Origin of the sequence: Streptomyces sp. NPDC002018 (genome assembly GCF_042890865.1) — a bacterium.
GTDB lineage: Bacteria > Actinomycetota > Actinomycetes > Streptomycetales > Streptomycetaceae > Streptomyces.
The window spans coordinates 48,495-69,060 of sequence record NZ_JBIASO010000030.1; the positions used below are offsets into that span (position 1 = coordinate 48,495).

The 20,566-nt window shown below is 69.9% G+C and carries 11 protein-coding genes and 1 pseudogene; 7 read left to right on the plus strand and 5 right to left on the minus strand.

Annotated features, from left to right (window positions below; all coding sequences use genetic code 11):
* Positions 1 to 76: 76 nt before the first annotated feature.
* On the plus strand, positions 77 to 3,031 hold the full coding sequence (locus ACFYYH_RS32130; protein WP_388558652.1) for a helicase-related protein: 2,955 nt from the start codon (positions 77 to 79) through the stop codon (positions 3,029 to 3,031).
* Positions 3,028 to 7,194: an Eco57I restriction-modification methylase domain-containing protein gene (locus ACFYYH_RS32135; protein ID WP_388558655.1), complete on the plus strand. Its 4,167-nt coding sequence runs from the start codon at positions 3,028 to 3,030 to the stop codon at positions 7,192 to 7,194. The genes ACFYYH_RS32130 and ACFYYH_RS32135 overlap by 4 nt, the downstream gene beginning before the upstream one ends.
* A 33-nt stretch (positions 7,195 to 7,227) precedes the next feature.
* Here the strand turns inward: ACFYYH_RS32135 and ACFYYH_RS32140 are convergent.
* Positions 7,228 to 7,422 (minus strand): annotated as a pseudogene (locus ACFYYH_RS32140) (DUF397 domain-containing protein); the annotation flags it as partial.
* Positions 7,419 to 7,988 (minus strand): DUF5753 domain-containing protein, encoded by a 570-nt coding sequence (locus ACFYYH_RS32145; RefSeq protein ID WP_388558658.1) that lies wholly within the window; start codon positions 7,986 to 7,988, stop codon positions 7,419 to 7,421. The gene ACFYYH_RS32145 and the pseudogene ACFYYH_RS32140, both read right to left, overlap by 4 nt.
* An 11-nt stretch (positions 7,989 to 7,999) precedes the next feature.
* On the opposite strand from ACFYYH_RS32145, the gene ACFYYH_RS32150 reads away from it, so the two are divergent.
* The 3 genes from ACFYYH_RS32150 to ACFYYH_RS32160 are packed head-to-tail and all read left to right on the plus strand — an operon-like array spanning position 8,000 to position 9,793.
* Positions 8,000 to 9,070 (plus strand): ParA family protein, encoded by a 1,071-nt coding sequence (locus tag ACFYYH_RS32150; protein ID WP_388558661.1) that lies wholly within the window; start codon positions 8,000 to 8,002, stop codon positions 9,068 to 9,070.
* Positions 9,067 to 9,615: a hypothetical protein gene (locus tag ACFYYH_RS32155; RefSeq protein WP_388558664.1), complete on the plus strand. Its 549-nt coding sequence runs from the start codon at positions 9,067 to 9,069 to the stop codon at positions 9,613 to 9,615. The genes ACFYYH_RS32150 and ACFYYH_RS32155 overlap by 4 nt, the downstream gene beginning before the upstream one ends.
* Position 9,616: 1 nt before the next feature.
* Entirely contained in the window at positions 9,617 to 9,793 is a 177-nt protein-coding gene (locus tag ACFYYH_RS32160) for a hypothetical protein (RefSeq protein ID WP_329351544.1), read from the plus strand.
* 97 nt (positions 9,794 to 9,890) lie between these two features.
* Here the strand turns inward: ACFYYH_RS32160 and ACFYYH_RS32165 are convergent, their stop codons facing one another.
* Positions 9,891 to 12,494: a DUF262 domain-containing protein gene (locus tag ACFYYH_RS32165; RefSeq protein WP_388558667.1), complete on the minus strand. Its 2,604-nt coding sequence runs from the start codon at positions 12,492 to 12,494 to the stop codon at positions 9,891 to 9,893.
* 78 nt (positions 12,495 to 12,572) lie between these two features.
* Positions 12,573 to 13,271, minus strand: coding sequence for a hypothetical protein (locus tag ACFYYH_RS32170; protein ID WP_388558670.1), 699 nt, complete (start codon positions 13,269 to 13,271; stop codon positions 12,573 to 12,575).
* A gap of 128 nt (positions 13,272 to 13,399) precedes the next feature.
* On the opposite strand from ACFYYH_RS32170, the gene ACFYYH_RS32175 reads away from it, so the two are divergent.
* Complete coding sequence (locus ACFYYH_RS32175) at positions 13,400 to 15,556, plus strand: UvrD-helicase domain-containing protein (RefSeq protein ID WP_388558673.1); 2,157 nt, start codon at positions 13,400 to 13,402, stop codon at positions 15,554 to 15,556.
* Positions 15,557 to 15,582: 26 nt separating this feature from the next.
* On the opposite strand, the gene ACFYYH_RS32180 is transcribed toward ACFYYH_RS32175, so the two are convergent.
* Positions 15,583 to 17,340 (minus strand): RNA polymerase sigma factor RpoD/SigA, encoded by a 1,758-nt coding sequence (locus tag ACFYYH_RS32180; protein WP_388558676.1) that lies wholly within the window; start codon positions 17,338 to 17,340, stop codon positions 15,583 to 15,585.
* Positions 17,341 to 17,542: 202 nt separating this feature from the next.
* Between ACFYYH_RS32180 and ACFYYH_RS32185 the strand changes: the two genes are divergently transcribed.
* Positions 17,543 to 20,536, plus strand: a complete 2,994-nt coding sequence (locus tag ACFYYH_RS32185; protein WP_388558679.1) for a hypothetical protein — start codon at positions 17,543 to 17,545, stop codon at positions 20,534 to 20,536.
* Positions 20,537 to 20,566: the final 30 nt, after the last annotated feature.

The following is a 20,566-nucleotide window of genomic DNA, read 5'->3' on the forward strand; positions in this document are numbered from 1 at the left end:
GCCGACGAGCCGTCCGGGCACCGCCCCGGCTGACGCACCCGAACGACCCCTACCGCCTCGACCCCGGAAGGCCCGCATGACCACCGCCGCCCAGCCGACCCGGCAGTACGCCGTCGGCTCCCTCGTCCACGCCCGGGGCCGTGAGTGGGTCGTGCTGCCCGACTCCACACCCGACCTGCTGGTCCTGCGCCCACTCGGCGGCGCCGACGACGACATCGCGGGCGTCCTGCCCGGCCTGGAGACCGTCGTCCCCGCCACCTTCGCCCCGCCCACCCCCTCCGACCTCGGCGACCAGCAGGCCGCCGGGCTGCTGCGCACCGCCCTGCGCATCGGCTTCCGCTCCGGCGCGGGCCCCTTTCGGTCGCTCGCCTCGATCGCCGTCGACCCCCGCCCCTACCAGCTGGTCCCGCTGCTGATGGCGCTGCGCCAGGACACCGTCCGGCTGCTGATCGCCGACGACGTCGGTATCGGCAAGACCGTGGAGGCCGGGCTGATCGCCGCCGAGCTGCTGGCGCAGGGCGACGCCCGCGGCCTGGTCGTGCTGTGCTCGCCCGCCCTGGCCGAGCAGTGGCGGGCCGAGCTGTACGGCAAGTTCGGCGTCGACGCCCGCCTCGTGCTGCCGTCCACGATCGGCCGCCTGGAGCGCGAGACCCCGTACGGCCAGTCGGTGTTCCGCCCCGACGGCGCGTACGTCGTCTCCACCGACTTCATCAAGTCCCCCCGCCACCGGGAGGACTTCCTGCGCCACTGTCCCGACCTGGTGATCGTCGACGAGGCGCACTCCTGCGTCTCCGACTCCACGGTCGGCGCGTCCGCCCGCTCCTCCCAGCAGCGGTACGCGCTGCTGCGCGCCCTCGCCGACCGGACCGACCGGCACCTCCTGCTGGTCACGGCCACCCCACACAGCGGCAAGGAGGAGCCCTTCCGCCGCCTGATCGGTCTGCTCGACGACCGTCTGGCCTCCGTCCCCTTCGACACCGACGCGGGCCGTAGGCTGCTCGCCGAGTTCTTCGTGCAGCGCCGCCGCGCCGACATCCGCGAGGACTTCCAGGACGGCGCGCACTTCCCGTCCTCCCGGGACACCGCCGAGACCGCCTACACCCTGCACCGCGACTACAAGAAGCTCCTCGACGAGGTTCTGTCGTACGCCCGCGAGACCGTACGCGCGGCGGACGGCGCCCTCCAGCAGCGCCAGCGCTGGTGGTCCACCCTCGCCCTGCTGCGCACCCTGTCCTCCTCCCCGGCCGCCGCCGTGCAGTCCCTGAACACCCGCGCCGGCGTCGAGGAGGCGGACACCCCCGCCGAGGCGGACCGCACCGGGGAGCGCACCGTCTCCGACCCGGCCGACAGCGAGACCCCCGAGTCCGCGGACGCCGTACCGGGCACCCGCCTCCCCACGGCCAACGGCACCGAGGCCACCGGCACCGAGGCCGACGACAAGGAGAAGGCCCGCCTGGTCGCCATGGCCGAATCGGCGAAGAAGCTCTACGGCCCGACCCGCGACGCCAAGCTGAAGAAGCTGATCACCACCGTCTCCGACCTCCTCGACAAGGGTTACCGGCCCATCGTCTTCTGCCGCTATATCGCGACAGCCGACTACGTGGCCAACCACCTCAAGAAAATCCTCAACAAGAAGGGCACCGAACACCCGGTCGCGGTCGCCTCCGTGACCGGCGAACTCTCGCCCGACCAGCGCGTCACCCGCATCGCCGAGCTGACCGGCACCGACGAGGAGGGCAACCCCGCGCCCGAGCGCCGCGTCCTGGTCGCCACCGACTGCCTCTCCGAGGGCGTCAACCTCCAGGAGTCCTTCGACGCCGTCGTCCACTACGACCTCGCGTGGAACCCAACCCGCCACGAGCAGCGCGAGGGCCGCGTCGACCGCTTCGGCCAGCGCACCGACGTCGTCAAGGCGCTCACCCTGTACGGCGCCGACAACCCCGTCGACGGCATCGTCCTCAACGTCCTGCTCCGCAAGCACGAGCGCATCCGCCGGGTCACCGGCATCTCCGTGCCCGTGCCTCAGGAGTCCGAGAGCGCCATGCAGGCCGTCTTCGAGGGCCTGATTCTGCGCGGCGAGCGGTCGGCGTACGAGCAGGAGGGGCTGTTCGCGCAGGAGGAGGTGGCCGAGCAGCTCGAGATCGCCTGGCAGTCCTCCGCCGAGCGGGAGAAGCGCCACCGCTCCCGGTACGCCCAGCTCACCATCAAGAAGGAAGAGGTGGCCGCCGAGGTCGACGAGATCCTCGCCGCGCTCGGCACCGGCGAGGAGGTACGGGACTTCACCCGCCGCGCCCTGGGTGCCCTGCGCGGCATGCCCGCGCCCACGAAGCAGGGCGGCTTCACCGCGCACACCGACGCCCTCCCACAGGGCCTGCGCGACACCGTCTCGCACGCGCTCGGCCCCCGCCACCCCCGCCCGGTCGTCTTCCACGACGCCCCCAGCGCCCCGCGCGGCGAGGCCGCCCTCACCCGCACCGACCCGGTGGTCGCCGCCGTCGCCCGCTTCGTCCTGGACGCGGCCCTCGACGACGTCGGCAAGCTCCCCGAGTGGCAGCGCCCGGCCCGCCGTTGCGGCGTCGTCCGTACGAAGGCCGTGGAGCGGAACACGACGCTCCTGCTGGTGCGCCACCGCTTCCAGCTGAACCTGCCGGCCCGCGACGGCTCGGTGCGCGAGCAGCTCGCCGAGGACGCCCGCGTGGTCGCCTACCGTGGCAGGCCCGACACCCCCGAGTGGCTGCCGGAGGACGAGGCTGTGGCCCTCCTCGAAGCCCGCGCGACGCAGAACACAGACCCCAAGTTCGCCACCGAGCACATCGCCGAGATTCTGGCCGCCCTGCCCGCGATCATGCCCGAACTACGGGACCAGTCAGCCGAGTTGGGCCGCACCCTGGAGGCCTCGCACCGCAGGGTCCGCACCGCCTCCCGCGCCCGTCTCGCGGGCCTGAAGGTCGTCCCCCAGGGCGACCCGGACATCCTGGGCGTGTACCACTACCGCCCGGCCCCGACGTTCCCCCAGGGAGTGGGCGCATGAGTACCGCCAGGACCCTCGTCACCGACTCCGTCGCCACCGTCGGCGGCCTCCTGCCGTACGACCTCCTGGTCCGCATCAAGGAGGGCAAGGAGCAGACCGGCTCCAAGCCCGCCGACTACCGCCTCTACGCCAAGGGTGACTCGGTACGGGGCGCCGCCGAGCGCTCCTGGGGCTATCTGCGCGGCGTGTGGGCCGCCTACCAGGACGCCCTGGCACGCGACGGCGCAGACGCCGACCCCGGCGTGCACGCGGTCGGCGTCACCACCGAACGCTGGCTGCTGCCCCTCTTCGAACAGCTCGGCTTCGGCGCCCTCACCCCCGTCCCCGCGCCCGGCCTGCCCTCCCACGACGGCGAGAAGGACTTCGAGGTCAGCCACCACTGGGCGCACGTCCCCGTCCACCTCACCGGCTGGAACGTCCCCCTCGACACGCGCACCACCGAACTGGCCAAGCAGGCCCCTCAGTCGATGGTGCAGGAGTACCTCAACCGCTCGGCGGACTCCACCCTCTGGGGCGTCCTCTCCAACGGCCGCCAGCTGCGCCTGCTGCGCGAGTCCGCCTCCCTCACCGGCGCCGCCTTCATCGAGTTCGACCTCCAGGCGGTCTTCGACGGCGACCGCTCCGACGACTTCGTCCTCCTCTGGCGCCTGCTGCACCGCACCCGCTTCGAGCCCCGCGCCGAGGGCGAGCCGGCCGCGACCTGCCCGCTGGAGAAGTGGCGCACCGAAGCTATCGACAGCGGCACCCGCGCCCTGAAGGAACTCCGCAAGGGCGTCGAGAAGGCCCTGACCGTGATCGGCACGGGCCTGATCGCCCATCCCGACAACGCCGACCTGCGCGAGGCCCTGCGCACCCGCGACAAGAACGTCCGCGATGACCTCCACCCGGCCCTGCTGCGCCTCGCCTACCGCCTGCTGTTCCTCTTCGTCACCGAGGACCGCGACCTGCTCCTGCACCCCGACGCCACCGAGCAGGCCCGCGAGACGTACGAGAAGTACTTCTCCACGGCCCGACTGCGCCGCGTCGCCCGCCGCACCGGCACCCTCCACGGCGACCAGTGGCAGGCGCTGCGGCTGGTCATCGAGGGCCTCGGCACGCCGGGCGGCCGCCCTGAGCTCGGCCTCCCGGCGCTGGGCGGCCTGTTCGAGCCCACTGTCACGGACGCGATCCTGGACGGCCTCAGCCTGTCCAACCAGTCCCTGTACGAGGCCGTACGCGCCCTGTCCGAGGTGTATGACGCCAAACTCGGCCGCCCCCGCAAGGTCGACTATCGCCACCTCGGCGCCGACGAGCTCGGCTCGGTCTACGAGTCCCTGCTCGAACTGGAGCCGCGCCTCGGCGAGGGCAACGAGTATGTCCTGGCCAAGCTGGACGGCAACGACCGCAAGACCTCCGGCTCCTACTACACCCCGTCCCCCCTCATCGACTGCCTCCTCGACTCCACCCTCGACCCGGTCATCGACCAGGCCGTCAAGTCCGGTACGACGAAGAAGGAGCGCGAGGACGCGCTGCTCGCCCTGACGGTGTGTGACCCCGCCTGCGGCTCCGGCCACTTCCTGGTCGCCGCGGCCCGCCGCATCGCCCGCCGCCTCGCCGAGATTCGCAAGGACGACCCCGAGCCGAGCGCCGAGGACGTACGGCACGCGCTGCGGGACGTCATCGCGCGGTGCGTGTACGGCGTCGACCTCAACGAGATGGCTGTGGAACTGGCCAAGGTGTCGTTGTGGATCGAGGCGATGAGGCCGGGCCGTCCGCTCACCTTCCTCGACGCCCACATCAAGCACGGCAACGGCCTTCTGGGCACCACGCCGAAGCTGCTGGCCGAGGGTCTGCCCGACGACGCGTTCAAGCCGCTGGAGGGCGACGAGTCGAAGCACGTCACCGACCTGAAGAAGCGCAACGCGGCGGAGCGGACCGCGTGGAAGATCGCGCTGCGCCACGGGGCGAACCAGGACGCCCTGTTCGCGGAGGAGGAGGTGCTGGCCGAGTCCAACGCGGGGTTCGGCGAGACGGTCTCGGCAATCACCGGGACGGACTCGCAGAAACTGGAGGACGTCCGGAACCAGGCCAAGGCATACCGCGAACTGACCACCTCCCCGGATTACATCCGGGCCCTGGAGCTGGCCGACGCGTGGTGCGCGGCGTTCGTCTGGAAGAAGACGAAGACGGCGACGCCGCCCGCGCTGACCACGAAGTCCCTACTCACGCTGCACTCCGAGGACGGCGGCGCGAGCCTGCCCGACGGTACGTTGAAGCACATCGAGGATCTGCGGGAGGAGTACCGGTTCTTCCACTGGCACCTGGAGTTCCCGGAGGTGTTCCGGGTTCCTGCGGATGCGGAGGGGCCGGGGGTGGACGAGCGGACCGGGTGGAAGGGCGGGTTCAGTTGTGTGCTGGGGAATCCGCCGTGGGAGACCCTTGAGTTCAAGACCGAGGAGTACTTCGCCACTGTCGCCCCGAAGATCGCCAAGGCTGCGAACCAGGCGGCACGTCAGGCCCTGATCGACGAACTCGCGGAGAGCGAGGACGAGGCCGATCGGGAACTGCACGCCGAATACATCGCTGACAAGCGGCTGTCCGACGGCTTCTCCCATCTCGCGCGCTGGTCGGCCCGGTTCCCGCTGGCCGCGCGCGGCAAGCTGAACACGTACCCGCTGTTCGCGGAGGCGGCGTCGCACGGGATCGCGCCGCGAGGGCGGTTCGGGCTGGTCCTGCAGACGGGCATCGCCACGGACGCGACGACGGCGCCGTTCTTCTCCGATCTGGTGCGGTCGAAGCGGCTGGTGTCGTTCTTGGACTTCAAGAACGAGGCGTTCGTATTGAGCCGGGACGTGGACCATCGCGTGCGCTTCTGCCTGCTTACGGTCACAGGCCCGGCGGCGCGGGTTGATGAGGCTTCCTTCGCGTTCGGGACCTGGTACATGGAGGATCTGCCGGAGCGTCGCTTCGCCATGCCGCTGGAGGAGATCCTGCTGGTCAACCCGAACACCGGGAACCTCCCCGTCTTCGAGTCCCGGCGCGACGCGGAGATCACCTTCGGCGTCTACAGCCGAGTTCCGGTTCTGCTCAAGGAGCCGGACGAATACGGCAGGGGCGGCAGCAACCCGTGGGGTCTGACCTTCCGGCAGGGCCTGTTCAACATGGCCTCCGACTCCCACCTGTTCCGCGGTAAGCAGGAACTGGCGGACGAGGGCTGGCAGTTGATCGGAAACGTTTTCACGCGCACCGACGAAGAGGGGAAGACGCGCCGCTACCTCCCGCTGTACGAGGCGAAGATGCTCCACCACTTCGACCACCGCCTCGGCACGTACGAGGGTCAGACCCAGGCCCAGGCCAACGTCGGCACCCTCCCGCGTGTGACGCCGGAGCAGCACGACGATCCCGACTTCGCGCCGCTGCCCCGGTACTGGGCGCCGGAGTTCGACGTGGACTCTGGTAAGCGGGATAAGAAGCTGAACCCGATCATGTGGCCGGGGGTTAAGACGCGACTGACGGATAAGGAGTGGTACGAGGACTGGCTGTTGGGGTGGCGTGACATCTGCCGGACCTCGGACCGTCGGACCATGATCAACACGGCTCTGCGTCGCACTGCCGTTCCTGACGGCACGTTGTTGATGTTGCCTTCCTTCGGCAATCCTGCGCTGCTCCAGGCGGCGCTGTCCTCGTACGTGCTCGACTTCGTGGCACGTCAGAAGTTCAGCGGTACACACCTGAAGTTCTTCACGGCCCACCAGCTTCCAGTGCCCGGCCCCGAGACAGGCGACCAGCCGTGTCCATGGAGCGGCGGCGAGACCGTGGCGGAGTGGATTGCCGCAAGAGTGGCTGAACTTGCCTACACCGCTAGTGACATGGAGGCCTTCGCCAGAGCGATCGGTGTGGCGGGACGCCCGTTCCGGTGGGATGAGGAACGGCGTAGATTGCTGCGTGCAGAGCTGGACGCTGCCTTTTTCCACCTCTACGGACTGGCTCGCGATGACGCGGAGTACGTCATGGACGCGTTCTCCCGTCTCAAGAGTGACGAGGAAGCCGCCCATGGCAGTTACCGCACCAAGAACCTCATCCTTGACCTCTACGGCCGCATGGAAGAGGCCCGCGTGACCGGCGACGAGTACCGAACCGTGCTGGACCCGCCCCCGGGGAAGGGGCCGCGTCACGCGGCCTGAGTGCCGCAGCCTCGGGCGGGTGGGGCAGAGCCCGTCCCGCCCGAGGTCCGCGACGAACCCGGCCCACGCATCCTGCGTGAACGCGAGCTGCGGACCGGCGCCCCGTTCCTTGGAGTCCCGTACGCGGACGGCGGTCCCATCGGCGGCGACCTCGATGCACGCACCCCCTTCGCCGCTGCTGTAGCTGCTCTTGAACCAGTCCAGCCGTGTGGGCTGTTCGGCGTTCATCGGTCTCCCAGCATCTTCTCGATCAGGGTCAGTGACTCTTCTGGCGTGAGTGCCTGCGCCCTGATGCTGCCGTAGCGTGCGGCAAGGATACGGACCTCGTCCGGGTCGGTGATCAGCCGGCTGATGTGCTGCACCTCCAGATAGGCCACCTGTGGCTTGCCCTTCGGTGTGAGCATGATGAACGGCCCGCCCAGGCTGGGGTGTTCCCTGCGGTCTATCGGCAGCACCTGGAGTTCGACGCTGCGCAGTCTGCCGAACCTCAGCAGTGCTTCAAGTTGCTCGTAATGAACGTCCCACCCACCGAGCGGGCGGCGCAAGACTGATTCCTCGATGGTGAACGTTGTGAACGGCGGCGGCCAACGCTTAAAGATCTCCTGGCGGTCCAACCGTGCGGCCACGCGCTGTTCGACGGTCTCCTCGTCCAATCTGGGCGGAGTGCGCCCAGCGCAAACCCGCGCGCAAGGGGGGCGCGTGAACTCAACTGTGCTCCCGGCCAACGGAGTTGGGGATTGACGGTGGTTGTGAACGGCCTTCACGCTTAACGGGTAAGCGTGAAGGCCGTTCACGGGGAGATGTCATGGCAGGCACGCCCGAGGCGGAAGACCAACTCGTCGGACTGTTCGAAGTGGCGGAGATGGCGGGGGTCGGCCGGACGGTCGTAGCGAATTGGCGCGCTCGTGACAAACACTTCCCCACTCCCGTCGCGGACCTGCGGAGCGGCCCGGTGTTCCGGGCGAGTCAGATTCAGCGCTACCTCAAACGGAGGAAGAAGCACATGGCACCCAAAGCCCATGTCATCTCGACCATCAATCTGAAGGGCGGCGTCGGGAAGACCACCACCACGGCCGGACTCGCGGAGTTCCTCTCCGCGGAGTTCCGTAAGCGGGTCCTGGTGGTCGATCTCGACCCGCAGACCAATCTGACCACGGTCCTGATCGGGGAGGAGAAGTGGGAGGAACTCAACGACGAGGGATACACCCTGGCGACCCTGTTCAAGGATGCCCTCCGGCCCGAAGACGAGCCTCTGGAGTTCGACCTGGAGAAGACTCTCCAGCGCAATGTCTCTTCCGTGGACGCGGTGACGAAGGTGGACCTCCTGCCTTCTTCGCTGGATCTCATCGACGTCCAGGACCGCCTGGCGTCCATGCCCAGGGGGCGTTTCCACGCCAACAACCCCACCGATCTCCTGCGCAAGGCGATCCGGAAGATCATTGATGACTATGACTACGTCCTCGTCGACTGCCCTCCCAACCTCGGCATCGTCACTTTGAACGGTCTGCGCATCTCCGAGGGATACATCATCCCGACCATTCCCGACGTCCTGTCCACCTACGGCATTCCTCAGATCCAGCGGCGGGTGCGGGCCTTCGCGGACGACCTGGGGGAGACCATCAAGGAGATCGGCATCGTCATCACGAAATACAAGGCCAACTCGACGGTCCACTGGAACACCGTCAGGGGACTTCAGGGCGACAAGAAGCTCCCCGCCGTGCTGCCGACCTTCATCCCAGAGAAGAACGACATCGCCGGTTCGGCGGAGTTCGTCGGTCGCGGTACCCTGCGGCAGAAGTACGGCTACCAGGGCGGTTTCGACGCTTTCCGCGGCATGACGCAGGAGTTCATCGAACTGGTCGAGGAGAAGGCGTGATCGAGCAGAGCGACAGTCGGCCCGACGACAGCGGTCTCCTGAATGCCCAGGTGCGAGAGGCCGAAGAAGCCCTGACCAAGCTCGGCGCCTCCGACCCGGAGCTCGCGGCGACGCTTGCACGTGTCCTCGGCGTGGTGGCGTCCGAAGCCGCACGCACGACACGCTTCGCCCGAGCACTGGCCAAGGCGCTGACGCCTCCCGATGCGCAGACCGCACCTCGGCCGGCAGAACGCCCGAGGCGTAGCCGACGAGCTGCGGGAGTGATCGACCCGTTCGCGGTGCTCGCCGAATCCGGCGAGACGGGACTCCGTTCGAGCCTGAGCGAGCTCGGCCTCGAACAATTGCGGGACATCGTCTCCGAACACGGGATGGACCACGACCGGCTGGCGCTGAAGTGGAAGGACCCTCAACGGGTTATCGACCGCATCGTGGAACGCGTCGAATCGCGGACAGCCAAGGGAGCCGCCTTCCGGGGACGGCCGGAACAGCCCGCTCTGCGGCACGATGAGGCCGTCGGCCCGGCGGCCGAGGACTCGTCGACGTGAGGTGAGCCGGGCGCGACGAGCCAAACGCCTCGCGGCTGCCGCCCATGCCAAGTCCATCCGCATCGAGCGCCGTGTCGAGGACCGCACCACCATCCTCCTCTTCGACGACCTGTTCACCACCGGCCGGCAGATGCCGGCCGTCGCCCGCCTGTTACGCGGGCGGGCGCGGCTGAGGTAAGGGGTCTCGTCCTTGCTCGCCCCCCTTGGCGAGGGGCGGACCGCCAGGGGGCACTGTTCGACTCGTGACGATCAACCTGGGCCCCTGAGTCCCTGCCTCAGTCCGTGCCCCGACTCTCCCAGCGGTCCCGGAACCACGTCAGAGTCTCGACGAGCAGCTCACGGTTGCGGTCCTTCTCCAGCACGGACAACTCGAATCTGGGGTCCGGCCCGGGCTTTCTCTCCTGGAGGTCGACACCTTCAAGGTCGTTGAGGCGCCTGAGGAATTCGGCGCGCAGGGCGTGGTCGGTGAAAGGCTCCTGTACGGCCAGAATCTGGAAGGCGACGTGCGCCGAGCCGGCCCACCCACTGCCCGGCATGAAGCTCATCGGCGAGATCCAGCGGCTCGGGGCGATCGTCTCACTCAGCGCGAGGAAGGCGTTGCTCATGGTGTCGTTTCCTACCCAGTGGATTGAGCCGCCGAGTTCCTCCCAGTGGGCGAAGAGCGCGCGCACCGCTTCCACGGTCTCGGGGGAGTCGTGCGTCGCGAGCCGCCGGAAGAACCGCCTCTCGTCGGAGTTCTCCGCCACGAGCTGAGCGTAGAACCGGTCGGCGCGCGTCTCCTCACCCTGACTCTCCGGGGCGCGCTGCGCAGCGTCCTCCTCGCCGTCGGCTTCCCCGACCAGCGAGGCAAGCTCGTCGGCGGAGAGGCGCTGCGCCGGATCGGCTGCCCCGTTGGCCGTGAAGCGCACACCGTCGGCGCTCAGCCGGGCGCGGACGTCTCCTCCCACGTCCTGCGGCGTCCAGCGGAAGCCTTCGGAGACCTTGCCCTCGGAAGTGAGCACCCGGTACGCGTTGGCCACCCCCGGCGTATTGGCCAGATGGTTGCCCACGGCCTGGGCGCCGGAGCCGATGAACGCCGCGAGATCGCCGTACGACGTCCAGGTGCCGTGGGGGAGCGCCGCGAGCACCTGGTGGGCCAAGTTCCAGTCCCGGCTCCGCTCCGCTCGGCCGACTCCGCGCAGCGGGGCCGGCCACAGCGCGAGCGCGCGGTCGGCGAGTTCGTCGGCACGGGCGCGGATCTCGTCCGCGCCCCACCGCTCTGTGGTGGCGATGCGGCGGTTCATCTCCAGGTGGCTGCCCTGGAGCAGGCCCTGCTTGCGCTCGAAGGGGTGATTGGACAACTCCGCGTTGACCGCGGTGAGCGTCAGGTTCCCGAGCGTGTGCTGGAGCCGGGAGTGCAGGTCCTTCGCGCTCTCGCCGTCGACCACGTCCTCGCTCAACATCCGGAGCCACTCGTCGCCCGGCGACTGCGGCATGACGTGCTCGATGGTGAGCTGCGCGGTGGCGAAGTCGACCGGTTCGGGATGCTCGTAACTCTCCTCCAACCGCTGGAGCACCATCTTGCGCTGGTGCCCGCGGCCGAACTTGTAGAAGGGCGCCGTCCGGACCTTCTCACGCAGCTCGTCGTCATCGGGCCAGAAGCGGTTCTCGGCAGAGAGGAGCTGGTGCAGCCCGTCAGCGACGGGCATGTCGAGCGGCAGCTGCCCGGGCACCGCCTGGAAGATCCTGTTGAGGTTGTTCGTCGGCACGCGGCACATCATCCGGCGTATCAGGAAGCTCTCGATGTACGACATCGCGCGGGCCGTGTCCGCGGAGTTGAGGTCCCTGCGTTCGCGTCGGTCGAGCAGCAGCATCAGAGCGGGGTAGGTGACCTGGGCCTGCCAGGTGTCCAAGCGGTGCAGATGGGCGCGGACGGCCGCGTTCGGCTCCACTTCGGGGTGCAGCAGCCGACGGAAGAGGGCGCCGCGCCGGTACAACTCCTTGATGTACGTCTCGATCTCCGCTTCGCTGACCTCACCGCGCTCGAAGCGCTGCTGCTGAGCCGCGTAAAGGTCCTGGCGGCGGACCCGGTCGTCTCCGTCGAGCACCAGCTGCAACCACATGAGCTGTTCCAGCTCGTCGTTGCTCAGACTGTCCTGCAGCGGAAGCCAGTAGGTCTCGTAAATGCGCTCACCGCGGGTGGGTAGCCGCATGAACAGGTAGTTGCGCAGCAGGTCGGCCTGGCTCAGCTTGAGGCCGGTGTTGTTGAGGGACTCGAAGATGCGGTGCACGTTGTCCGCGCGCTCGGCTGTCACCGCCACCAGTGTGAGCCGGGAGGTGATGGCCTCCTCGATGCGGAGCACGTCCTGCGGGGCGGCCGGATCGGCGGCCTCGACGAGCTTGCGGCGGAAGAAGCCGTAGGCGGCGGCGACGGCTCCGTCGGCGGCCTGCTCCGAGAGCGGCCCGCGAACGTATGCCGCGAACTGCGCCCGGTCAGCCTGGGTCGGCAGTAGCCGGAAGCGATCGCTGCCGTTCTTGCGCTTGTTGATGAGGTATTCCTCGTCGATGCGCTCGGCCTCGTCCGGCTCGCCGTCCGCTATGTGGTCGCGGATCGCGGCCAGGGCGAGCGACAGCGTGGTCAGCCGCTGCTGACCGTCGACGACGAGCCAGCGGGGGAACGTCGCCTCGTTCTGCGGCGACGGCGCGAGCACCACGGACCCCAGGAAGTGTGTGCTCGCCTTCTCCCCGGACTCCAGCAGCTCGGCCTGCTCCAGGATGTCGGTCCACAGCTGTCTGAGCTGCTTCTCCGTCCAGGAGTACGTCCGCTGATAGAGCGGCACCTGGAACTGCTGTGCCCTGCCCTGGACGAGATCGGCGAACAGCGTCTCCTTCGCCTGCACGGCGTCCCCCTCGGTGATCGGTCCGGTCGTAGCGCGTGGGAAGGACCTTAGGGCTTCCCGCTGACAGTCAGGGGCACTTCAGCCCTCGTCGAGGCACGCACACCACAGCGCGTAAGCCCGGTCCATCTCGTCAAGTGCTGCCCGCGTGAACCGGGCGTCGAGGAAGGCCCGGTCGGCGATCCGCTCCGCGAGCGCGACCAGGTGCGCCGCGACGTGCTCCACCCGCTCCCCGCGCACCCGGTCCTGAACCCGCTCCAGGCGCTCCTGACGCTCCCACAGGTCGGCGAGGCTCGCGCCCGCCTCCTCCTCGTCGTCGTACACGGACGGCACGCGGGGCAGCAGGGCGGCGGTGAGGGCGGGGACGGGGGCCAGGGCGGCCGACTCGTCCGGTCCGCCGTTGCCGAGAACGCGGTTGGCGATCGTACGGACGGCCTCGGAGCGCTCGACACGCGCCGCCTGGGCCCGCAGGGCGCCGAGCAGTGCCGGGACCTCGGCCCGGACCCGGCGCCGCAGGGTCTCCGCGAGTGCGGTCGTCAGGTCCTCGCCCAGGTCCGAGGCGTCGTCCAGTACGTCGTTCGCCGCGCCGACCTCCTCGAAGGCGCGCTGCGCGGTGCGGGCCGCCTCGGTGAGCAGGGCGATGTTTTTGGCCGTCGGCTTCACGCCCGCCTTCAGCCGAGCCACGGCCGCGTCCAGAGGGTCACCGGCCAGATCGAAGAGGTCCACACAGTCGTCTTCCAGAGCGAGTTGGCCGTCCGTATCCGGTTCCAGCAGTGTCATCTCCCCAACAACCCCCGCGCTCGCGATGCCCCTGTGTCGTGCGGCAACTCCTGCGACGAATCATGGAGGTTTTCGTAAACTGAGTCAACAGATACTCTGTCGGTCGGTGTTGTCGGAGGGTGGGGAACATGCCGCAGATCGCGATCACCAACACGTTCTGGGAGGGCGTCGACCGGCTGGACAAACCGGCCCGCGCCCGCGTCCACAAGGCGATGGCCAAGTTCCAGCAGCTGACGGTGGCCCAACTCCACGCGGACAAGGGGCTGCACCTGGAGTCGGTGGTCAGCTCGCGTGACCCGCGGATGCGAACCATCCGCGTCGACGACGGGCTGCGGATCGTGCTGCTTGCGCCCGACGACGGCAGTGACCTCTTCGTCTTCGTCCACGTCGTTCCCCACGACAAGGCCTACTCCTGGGCCCGCCGACGGCTCTACACGGTCAACTCCGTGACCCGCTGCCTCGAAGTACGCGACCTGACCGCCATGGAGCAGATCACCCCGCTCTTCGCTCAGGAGGCCGCCGCGGCGCCCCAACTCCTGTTCGCCCCCTGGTCGGACACCGTCCTGCGGCACCTCGGCGTCGACGACGTCACCCTGCGCGCCGCACGCACCGTCACCGGCAAGGCGCAGCTGGAGGCGTTCGGGTCGCTGATGCCGGAGGACCAGTACGAGGCGCTGTGGCTGCTCGCCGAGGGCCTCGACCCCAACGACATCTACCGGGATCTCGTCGCCGTACGCCAGAAGGCGACCGTCGCCGAGAGCGCGGCGGGGGAGGACACCGCCGGGGACGACCTGGCCGCCGCCGTCACCCGCACCCGCAGCCGCATCGCGCTCGTCACCGGCCCCGACGAACTCGCCGACATCCTGACCAAGCCCTTCGCCGCCTGGCGGATCTTCCTCCACCCCACCCAGCGGCGCATCGCCTACCGGCCCGGCTATGCCGGACCCGCCCAGATCACAGGCGGCCCCGGCACCGGAAAGACGGTCGTCGCCCTGCACCGGGTCAAGCACCTCCTGGACCGGGCACCCGACACGCGCGTCCTCCTCACCACCTACACCGGAGCCCTGGCCCGCTCCCTGCAGAGCAGCCTCGCCCTGCTGCTCGACCACGACCCGGCGCTGCTCGCCCGTGTCGACGTCACCACGGTCGACGCCGTCGCTCACCGCGTCGTACGGCAACTGCGCGGCAACCCGGGGACCGCGCTCGGCGACCGGGACGAGCGCACCCGCTGGCAGCGCGTGGCCCGCCGCCTCGAACTGCCCTGGAACGAGTCGTTCCTGTCCCAGGAGTACCGGCACGTGGTCCTCGCCCAGGACCTGCGGAGCGAGGAGGAGTACCTGGCGTGCGAACGGCGTGGACGCGGCAGCGCGCTCGGGCAGCCCCAGCGGCGGCGCGTCTGGCAGGCCGTGACCCTGTTCGAGGACGGCCTGACCCGTGACCGGGCGCACACCTGGCTCCAGGTCTGCGCCGAGGCCACCCGGCTGCTGCGCGACAAGCCGGGTGCGGGACCCTCGTACGACCATGTTGTCGTGGACGAGGCGCAGGACCTGCACCCGGCGCAATGGCGCCTGCTGCGCGTCCTGGCGGCCGAAGGCCCCGACGACCTGTTCGTCACCGGCGACCCGCACCAGCGGATCTACGATGCCCGGGTCTCGCTGCGCTCCCTCGGCATCTCCGTCGCGGGACGCAGCGGACGACTGCGCGTCAACTACCGCTCCACCGAGGAGATCCTGCGCTGGGCCCGCGGCCTGCTCGACAGCGAGCCCGTCGCCGACCTGACCGGCGACGCCCACGACACCCTCACCGGATACCGCTCGCTGCTGCACGGCGCACAGCCCGTGTGCGAGGGGCACGGGAGTGAGAACGAGGAGGCCGACGCCGTCCTGCGCCGAGTGCGCGACTGGATGGACGCCGGCGTCGCGCCCTCGGACATTGCCGTCTGCGCCCGCTTCAACACCCTGGCGGGCAAGCTCGGCGACCGGCTCGCCGCGGCCGGCATCCCCGTGGTGCGGGTGCGGGACGGCGAACCAGAGAGCGCGGTCGGGGTACGGGTGTCGACGCTGCACAGCATGAAGGGCCTGGAGTACCGGTGCGTCGCCGTCGCCGGAGTCACCCGCTCCGCCTTCCCGTTCGCGCCGGCCGTCACCCCGGCCGAGGTGGACCGCATCCAGCACACCACCGACCTGGCCGCCGAGCGATGCCTGCTGTTCGTCGCCTGCACGAGGGCGCGGGAGGCGCTGTATGTGTCGTACAGCGGGCGGACCAGTGAGTTCCTCGCGGCGTGATGCCGAGTGTGGGCTCCGGCACCACCTCAGTCCGGAGCCCCATGGATCTTGCCGACTCCCGTGCGTTGGCGACGGACAATCGTGATCTCGCGCCCGTCGTGCACCACTCGGAACCACTCGTCCGCCACCAGGACGGTGACGGTTTTCGCGTGCCACTGCAGGCCCACGTGGATCGTCTGATGGCCGACCACGATGATCCCGGGCTGGTAGACCTTTCGACGCACACAGGGGGCGTCGGAAGCGAACTCGGTGGGAGGCACGGCCACGTCGCTGGGATGCCCGTTCACGTCGCTCGGTACGGCGCGCGACGGCTCGCGGACCGGACGGGCGGCGCGGATCCGGTTCTCGCCGATCTGCCCCCGCAGCTTCGACAGGGCCTTGGACTCGATCTGGCGGATCCGCTCCCGGGTGAGGCTCAGCTCCGCTCCGATTGCTTCGAGGGTGAGCTCGGGGCCGTCGTCGAGTCCGAGCCGGAGGGTTATCACCTGGCGCTCTCGTTCGGAGAGGCAGCTGAGCAGCTTACGCACTTCTGCCGGGGACAGGTCACCGTAGTAGAAGTCCGGTTCGGTCCAGTGTGGTCCCTGAATGCTCCGGTCCGATTCCTCGTGCAAGGCGTCGTCACCGATGGACTCGGTCAGGTCCTCCAGAGGGAGTACTCGGCGGACCCGGGCCAGTAGGACCTGCGCCTCGTCAACGGTGACACCCGCGCGGGCGGCCACCGTGGGGAGAGCGTCGGTGGGTGACTCGTGCCCCAACTCCCGTGCCGCCTTCCGTAGCGCGGCCAGGGTTTCGTACGCGTGGACGGGGATCCGTATCGTGCGGCCTTTGTCCGCCAGTGCCCGTGTGATCGCCTGCCGGATCCACGAGACGGCGTACGTCGAAAATTTGTTCCCCTTGAGGTGGTCGAACTTCTCGATGGCGCGCAGCAGACCGAGGTTGCCCTCCTGGATCAGATCCATGAGGTCCAGCCCGCGGCCCGTGTACCAGGTGGCCATGCTGACAACCAGCCGGAGGTTCGCCTGGGCGAAGTCCGTGGACGCCAGTTCCCCGAGCCGGACCAGCTGTTCCAGCTCACGGCGCGGCCTCGGGGCAATCTTCCGGCCGACCTCGTCTAACCGCTCGCGAGCCAGCAGTCCCGCCTCGATGGCCTGGGCCAGCTCCGCCTCCTGTTGCCGGGAGAGCAGTGGGAACCTGTCGATCTCCTTGCGGTATTGCGTGAAAGAGTCGCCCACGGCCTGACGTGGGGACGCGTCCTCCTCCGGGGACTCGGCGACGGGCTCGGGGCGGGGGCGTGGCGAAGGCGGCACGGTGAGTGCGGTGCTAGGACCGACGAGCGTCTCGTACGGCTTCTCGGCCCGCAGGGGCGGCCGGGACGCGGAGGGAACGCCGGGACCGAGCGCTCGCACGGTCAACGCGGAAAGGTCCAGCCTGCTGTCCTGCTGCAGCTCAAGGGTGAAGCACGGTGGTCGGTGTGGTTCCGGCTCCGGCCCCGCCGGAACGCTGCGTTCACCTTGGGTGTCGCTCAACGGCTCGGCCGTCGCGGGAAGCTCTGGCGCGGCCCGGGCCGCCGAACCGCCTCCCAGGCCGAACGCGGCCACTGCGGCCGGAGGCAGTGCGACCCCCTCCGCCATCACCCGGCCCAGCACCTCGGCCACCACCGCGGTGTCCACGCCGGCCAGCAGTCCCCGCAGGGCCACCGGGGTCAGGGCTCGCTGTGGCCCCGCGGCAGTCACCAGCGCCTCATGCAGCACGGCCGGCGTCCCGGCCTCGGTTTCCGTCGTCATCAGCGTGCCCCCATGTGCCGTACTACGGTGCGACGAGCCTCTCGCATTGCACCACCCACCACTGACAATCAGTCACGCCCCGGGTAGAACGCACCGTTCACCTGCGGATTCCCCATGCTCCTTATGTGAAGGAATGGTAGAACGTACAACGATGGTCGGTCCCGGGCGAGATCGGTACGTCCGAGACGGGGAGGGGCGGGGCATGCTGGTCGATCCCACGCAGTTGCTGGACGACTGCGAGCGGGCCTGGCGCGAGGCGGGGGAGCCGTCTGCCGGCGCGGTTGAGCCGGTCGCTGCCGTACGGACCGCGCTCGTCCTGGAAGCGCTGGTGGCGTACCGGCTGCTCGCGGACCACTCCGACCTCCCGCGCGACACGGTCTTCGCACGCTGGCCCGCCTGCGCGGTCCACACCGTGGCGCTGGCCGACGGTCCGGAACTCCCGCGCCTGGTAGCTAAAGCCTGCGCGCGCGTGCTCGCGGCGCGCCCTGACCTGGGGTCACACGGAGCCGCCCCGGAGAACGCCGACGAATGGAGTCGCGCCGCGCAGGAGGCCGCTCGCTCGCTGGGCTGGACATGGCGCGTGCCGACCGCGGCGGACGGTTCGGTCACCCCGCCCCGCGGCGCTACCTCCGCTCCCGAGGTCCGTCTCGGGCCCGGCGCGGGCAGCGTGCTCCTGACCCTGCCCGGCGAGCCGGACGCGGGGGACTGGCAACTGTCCGCCGACGGTGAGGTGTTTGCAGCCCTGCCGCCCTACTGGGTATTGCCGGGCCCCGTGCGCCGTGTCGAGGCGACAGACCCGACGGGAACCACTCATGTCTCGGCGATCGTGGACCCGGACCACGCCCTCCTGGCCTTCGGCGTCGACGGCCACCGCATCCCCCCGGACGAGCCCCTGCCCGCCGCCGAGATCTGCCTTCTCCACGCCGGCACCCTGCAGACCGAGGGCGCCGACCCCGGCATCGTGGAACTGCCCACCCCGTACGGCTGGAACGGCTGGACGCTGAGCAGGGTGTCACTGACCGGGGTGACGCGGGTGCGGGCCGCCGCCGCGGTTCCGGGAAACTGGCTGGACGTAGCCGCCGGACGGCCGCTCGGGTGGGAGGGCGGTGCGACGCTGCCCTGGATCACGGGCGACGACGGGGCACCCGTGTGGCATCGTCCGCCCGCTCTCCGGCTTCCGCGGCGCGCCGGTGAGCCGGACGCGCGACTCTGGCAGGCCGAAGTGCGCCGCCGCGGCCACGAGGAGCCTCTCGCCCGTCAGACCGGTGCTCCCGGGGAGCTCCTCGATCCCTGGAAGGACGTACCCCGCCCGCTTCTGGGACCGTATGAGATTCTCGTCCACCGCGTCGGCTCCCGGCGCAGGCGCCGACTGGCGGCCTTCTTCGCCGAGGGCATCACGGCCGAACCGACCGCTGAGTGGCGTCTGCTTGCCCCGCACGGAGGCCTGGCCCCCGCTCGGCTGACTCTCGGCACCGGCGGACCGGTCACCGCCTCCGAGCGCGTCGTCGCGTTCTCCCCGTACGAGATCACCAAGGGGCTGGTGCTGGGCGACGGGATCCGTCAGTTCACCGTCGAGATGTGCATTCCGCACTCCGAGGTCCGCCTCGAACTCGGCGGTCACCCCCTGACCTGGTCCATCCGGCCGCTCGACATCGACGCAGCTGACCTGGCCGGCGAGAGCGCCCTGACCGTCCGCCTGCCGGAACAGGCGGTGGCGTTGACACCTCTGCTGGCACTGGTCGTCGAAGGGACGAACCGGCTCACGCTGCGTCCAGAACGCCGCACTCGCACGCGCAGAGGAGACCTCCGGTACTCACTGGCGGCCCTGGCGGACACCGTGCGCGACTGCGTGAAAGCCGAGATACGGCTGCTGGTCGCGGGGGAGAGCGTCCATGTCGCGACCGTGCGCACCCAGCCCATCGCGGAAAACGTCGTACCCGACGGCGGCGGACTGCTGCTGCGGGGGCTGAGCCACCCGGGCGAACTGATCGCCCGCCTGTACGCCGTCTTCGCCCCATGGGAACAGCCGTTGACGGCCACCGTCGACCAGAGCGGCCGTATCCCGCTGCCAGCGGCCTGGCGGTCGCTTGGCCCCCTGATCGTGCACCTGAAGGCGGGCGCCCTCACACCCACAGCTCCCGGATGGCCCCACCTGCGCGATCGCGACACCCTCGTGTTGCGCCGCTCCCCGTGGACCTCCGCCGCCGGCCGCGGATCCGGCGCCAGGATCTCGGAGTACCTGGCTGGGCACGGCGCGCTGCCGCGCGACACCGACGCGATCCCCTACCAGTGGATCGTGGCCGCCCGCGGACGCGACCTGCAGGCGTGCGGAGCCAGAGAGACGGCACCGGCGGAATGCCGCAGCGCCCTCGCGGACGCCGGGCCCACCGCCCTCACGGGAGCGGCCGACAGCGCACTGCGCTCCGGTGAACTCGCCTCCGTGCTCGCGGGCAGCGGTCTCGCCGCCCTGCGGATACGGGAAGTGGCGGACCCTGCCACCGTACGTCGCGTCTGGCGGCAGGCTCCTTTGTGTGCGCTGCTGCTCACGGCCCCGTTGCTGCCGTATCTCTCCGGTCACCTCGCTTATGACGTCGGCGAGCTCTACCCGGAGGAGGCGGAACCCCTCGGCGAGGTCGGCCAGTTTCTGGGCGACGCCAGCGCGGCGTTGCTGGCCGGGCAGGCGGATCCGAGCGGCGCGGTCGGCCGGTTCGACGCCCAGACCCGTGCCCTCGGCCAGCTCCCCGAACTCCAGCAGCAGGCCGTGTGGCGCAGCGCCCGTGTCGTCCCTCGGGGCCTTCTGGACCCCGACACTCGTGCCGACGCCGCCTGGCAGGCGTTCCGTGCCCGCAAGGACCTCCAGTACCACGCCACGCGTGAGGAGTTCTCCGAAGCACTCGACGCTGTATCGCTCTTCCTGGACGACGGACACCCCGACCTGGCCCAGGCCTTCCGCGGACGGGACCCAGGCCGGTTGCACGGGCCGGGCGAAGCCTGGATGCGGGTCCCTCACCTGTCTCTGGGATGCGCGCTGATCGCGAGGCTCGCCGCCGCCGGTGACGCCCGTGCCGCCGGTCTGGAACGGGGACTTCGCCACCTGTGGACGCCCATCGCGTCCCACGCACCGGATCTCACCGCCGTCGACATCGCCCTCGCGGAATGCCTGGTCACCGCGGAGGCCGTGCACAGCACCGGCTGACCACCGGTTCCCGTCCATCCCGTACCGCAC

Coding starts and splice junctions, on each gene's coding strand:
- ACFYYH_RS32130 (WP_388558652.1), top strand. CDS start 77: ATGACCACCGCCGCCCAGCCGACCCGGCAGTACGCCGTCGGCTCCCTC.
- ACFYYH_RS32135 (WP_388558655.1), top strand. CDS start 3,028: ATGAGTACCGCCAGGACCCTCGTCACCGACTCCGTCGCCACCGTCGGC.
- ACFYYH_RS32150 (WP_388558661.1), top strand. CDS start 8,000: ATGGCAGGCACGCCCGAGGCGGAAGACCAACTCGTCGGACTGTTCGAA.
- ACFYYH_RS32170 (WP_388558670.1), bottom strand. CDS start 13,271: ATGACACTGCTGGAACCGGATACGGACGGCCAACTCGCTCTGGAAGAC.
- ACFYYH_RS32175 (WP_388558673.1), top strand. CDS start 13,400: ATGCCGCAGATCGCGATCACCAACACGTTCTGGGAGGGCGTCGACCGG.
- ACFYYH_RS32180 (WP_388558676.1), bottom strand. CDS start 17,340: ATGACGACGGAAACCGAGGCCGGGACGCCGGCCGTGCTGCATGAGGCG.
- ACFYYH_RS32185 (WP_388558679.1), top strand. CDS start 17,543: ATGCTGGTCGATCCCACGCAGTTGCTGGACGACTGCGAGCGGGCCTGG.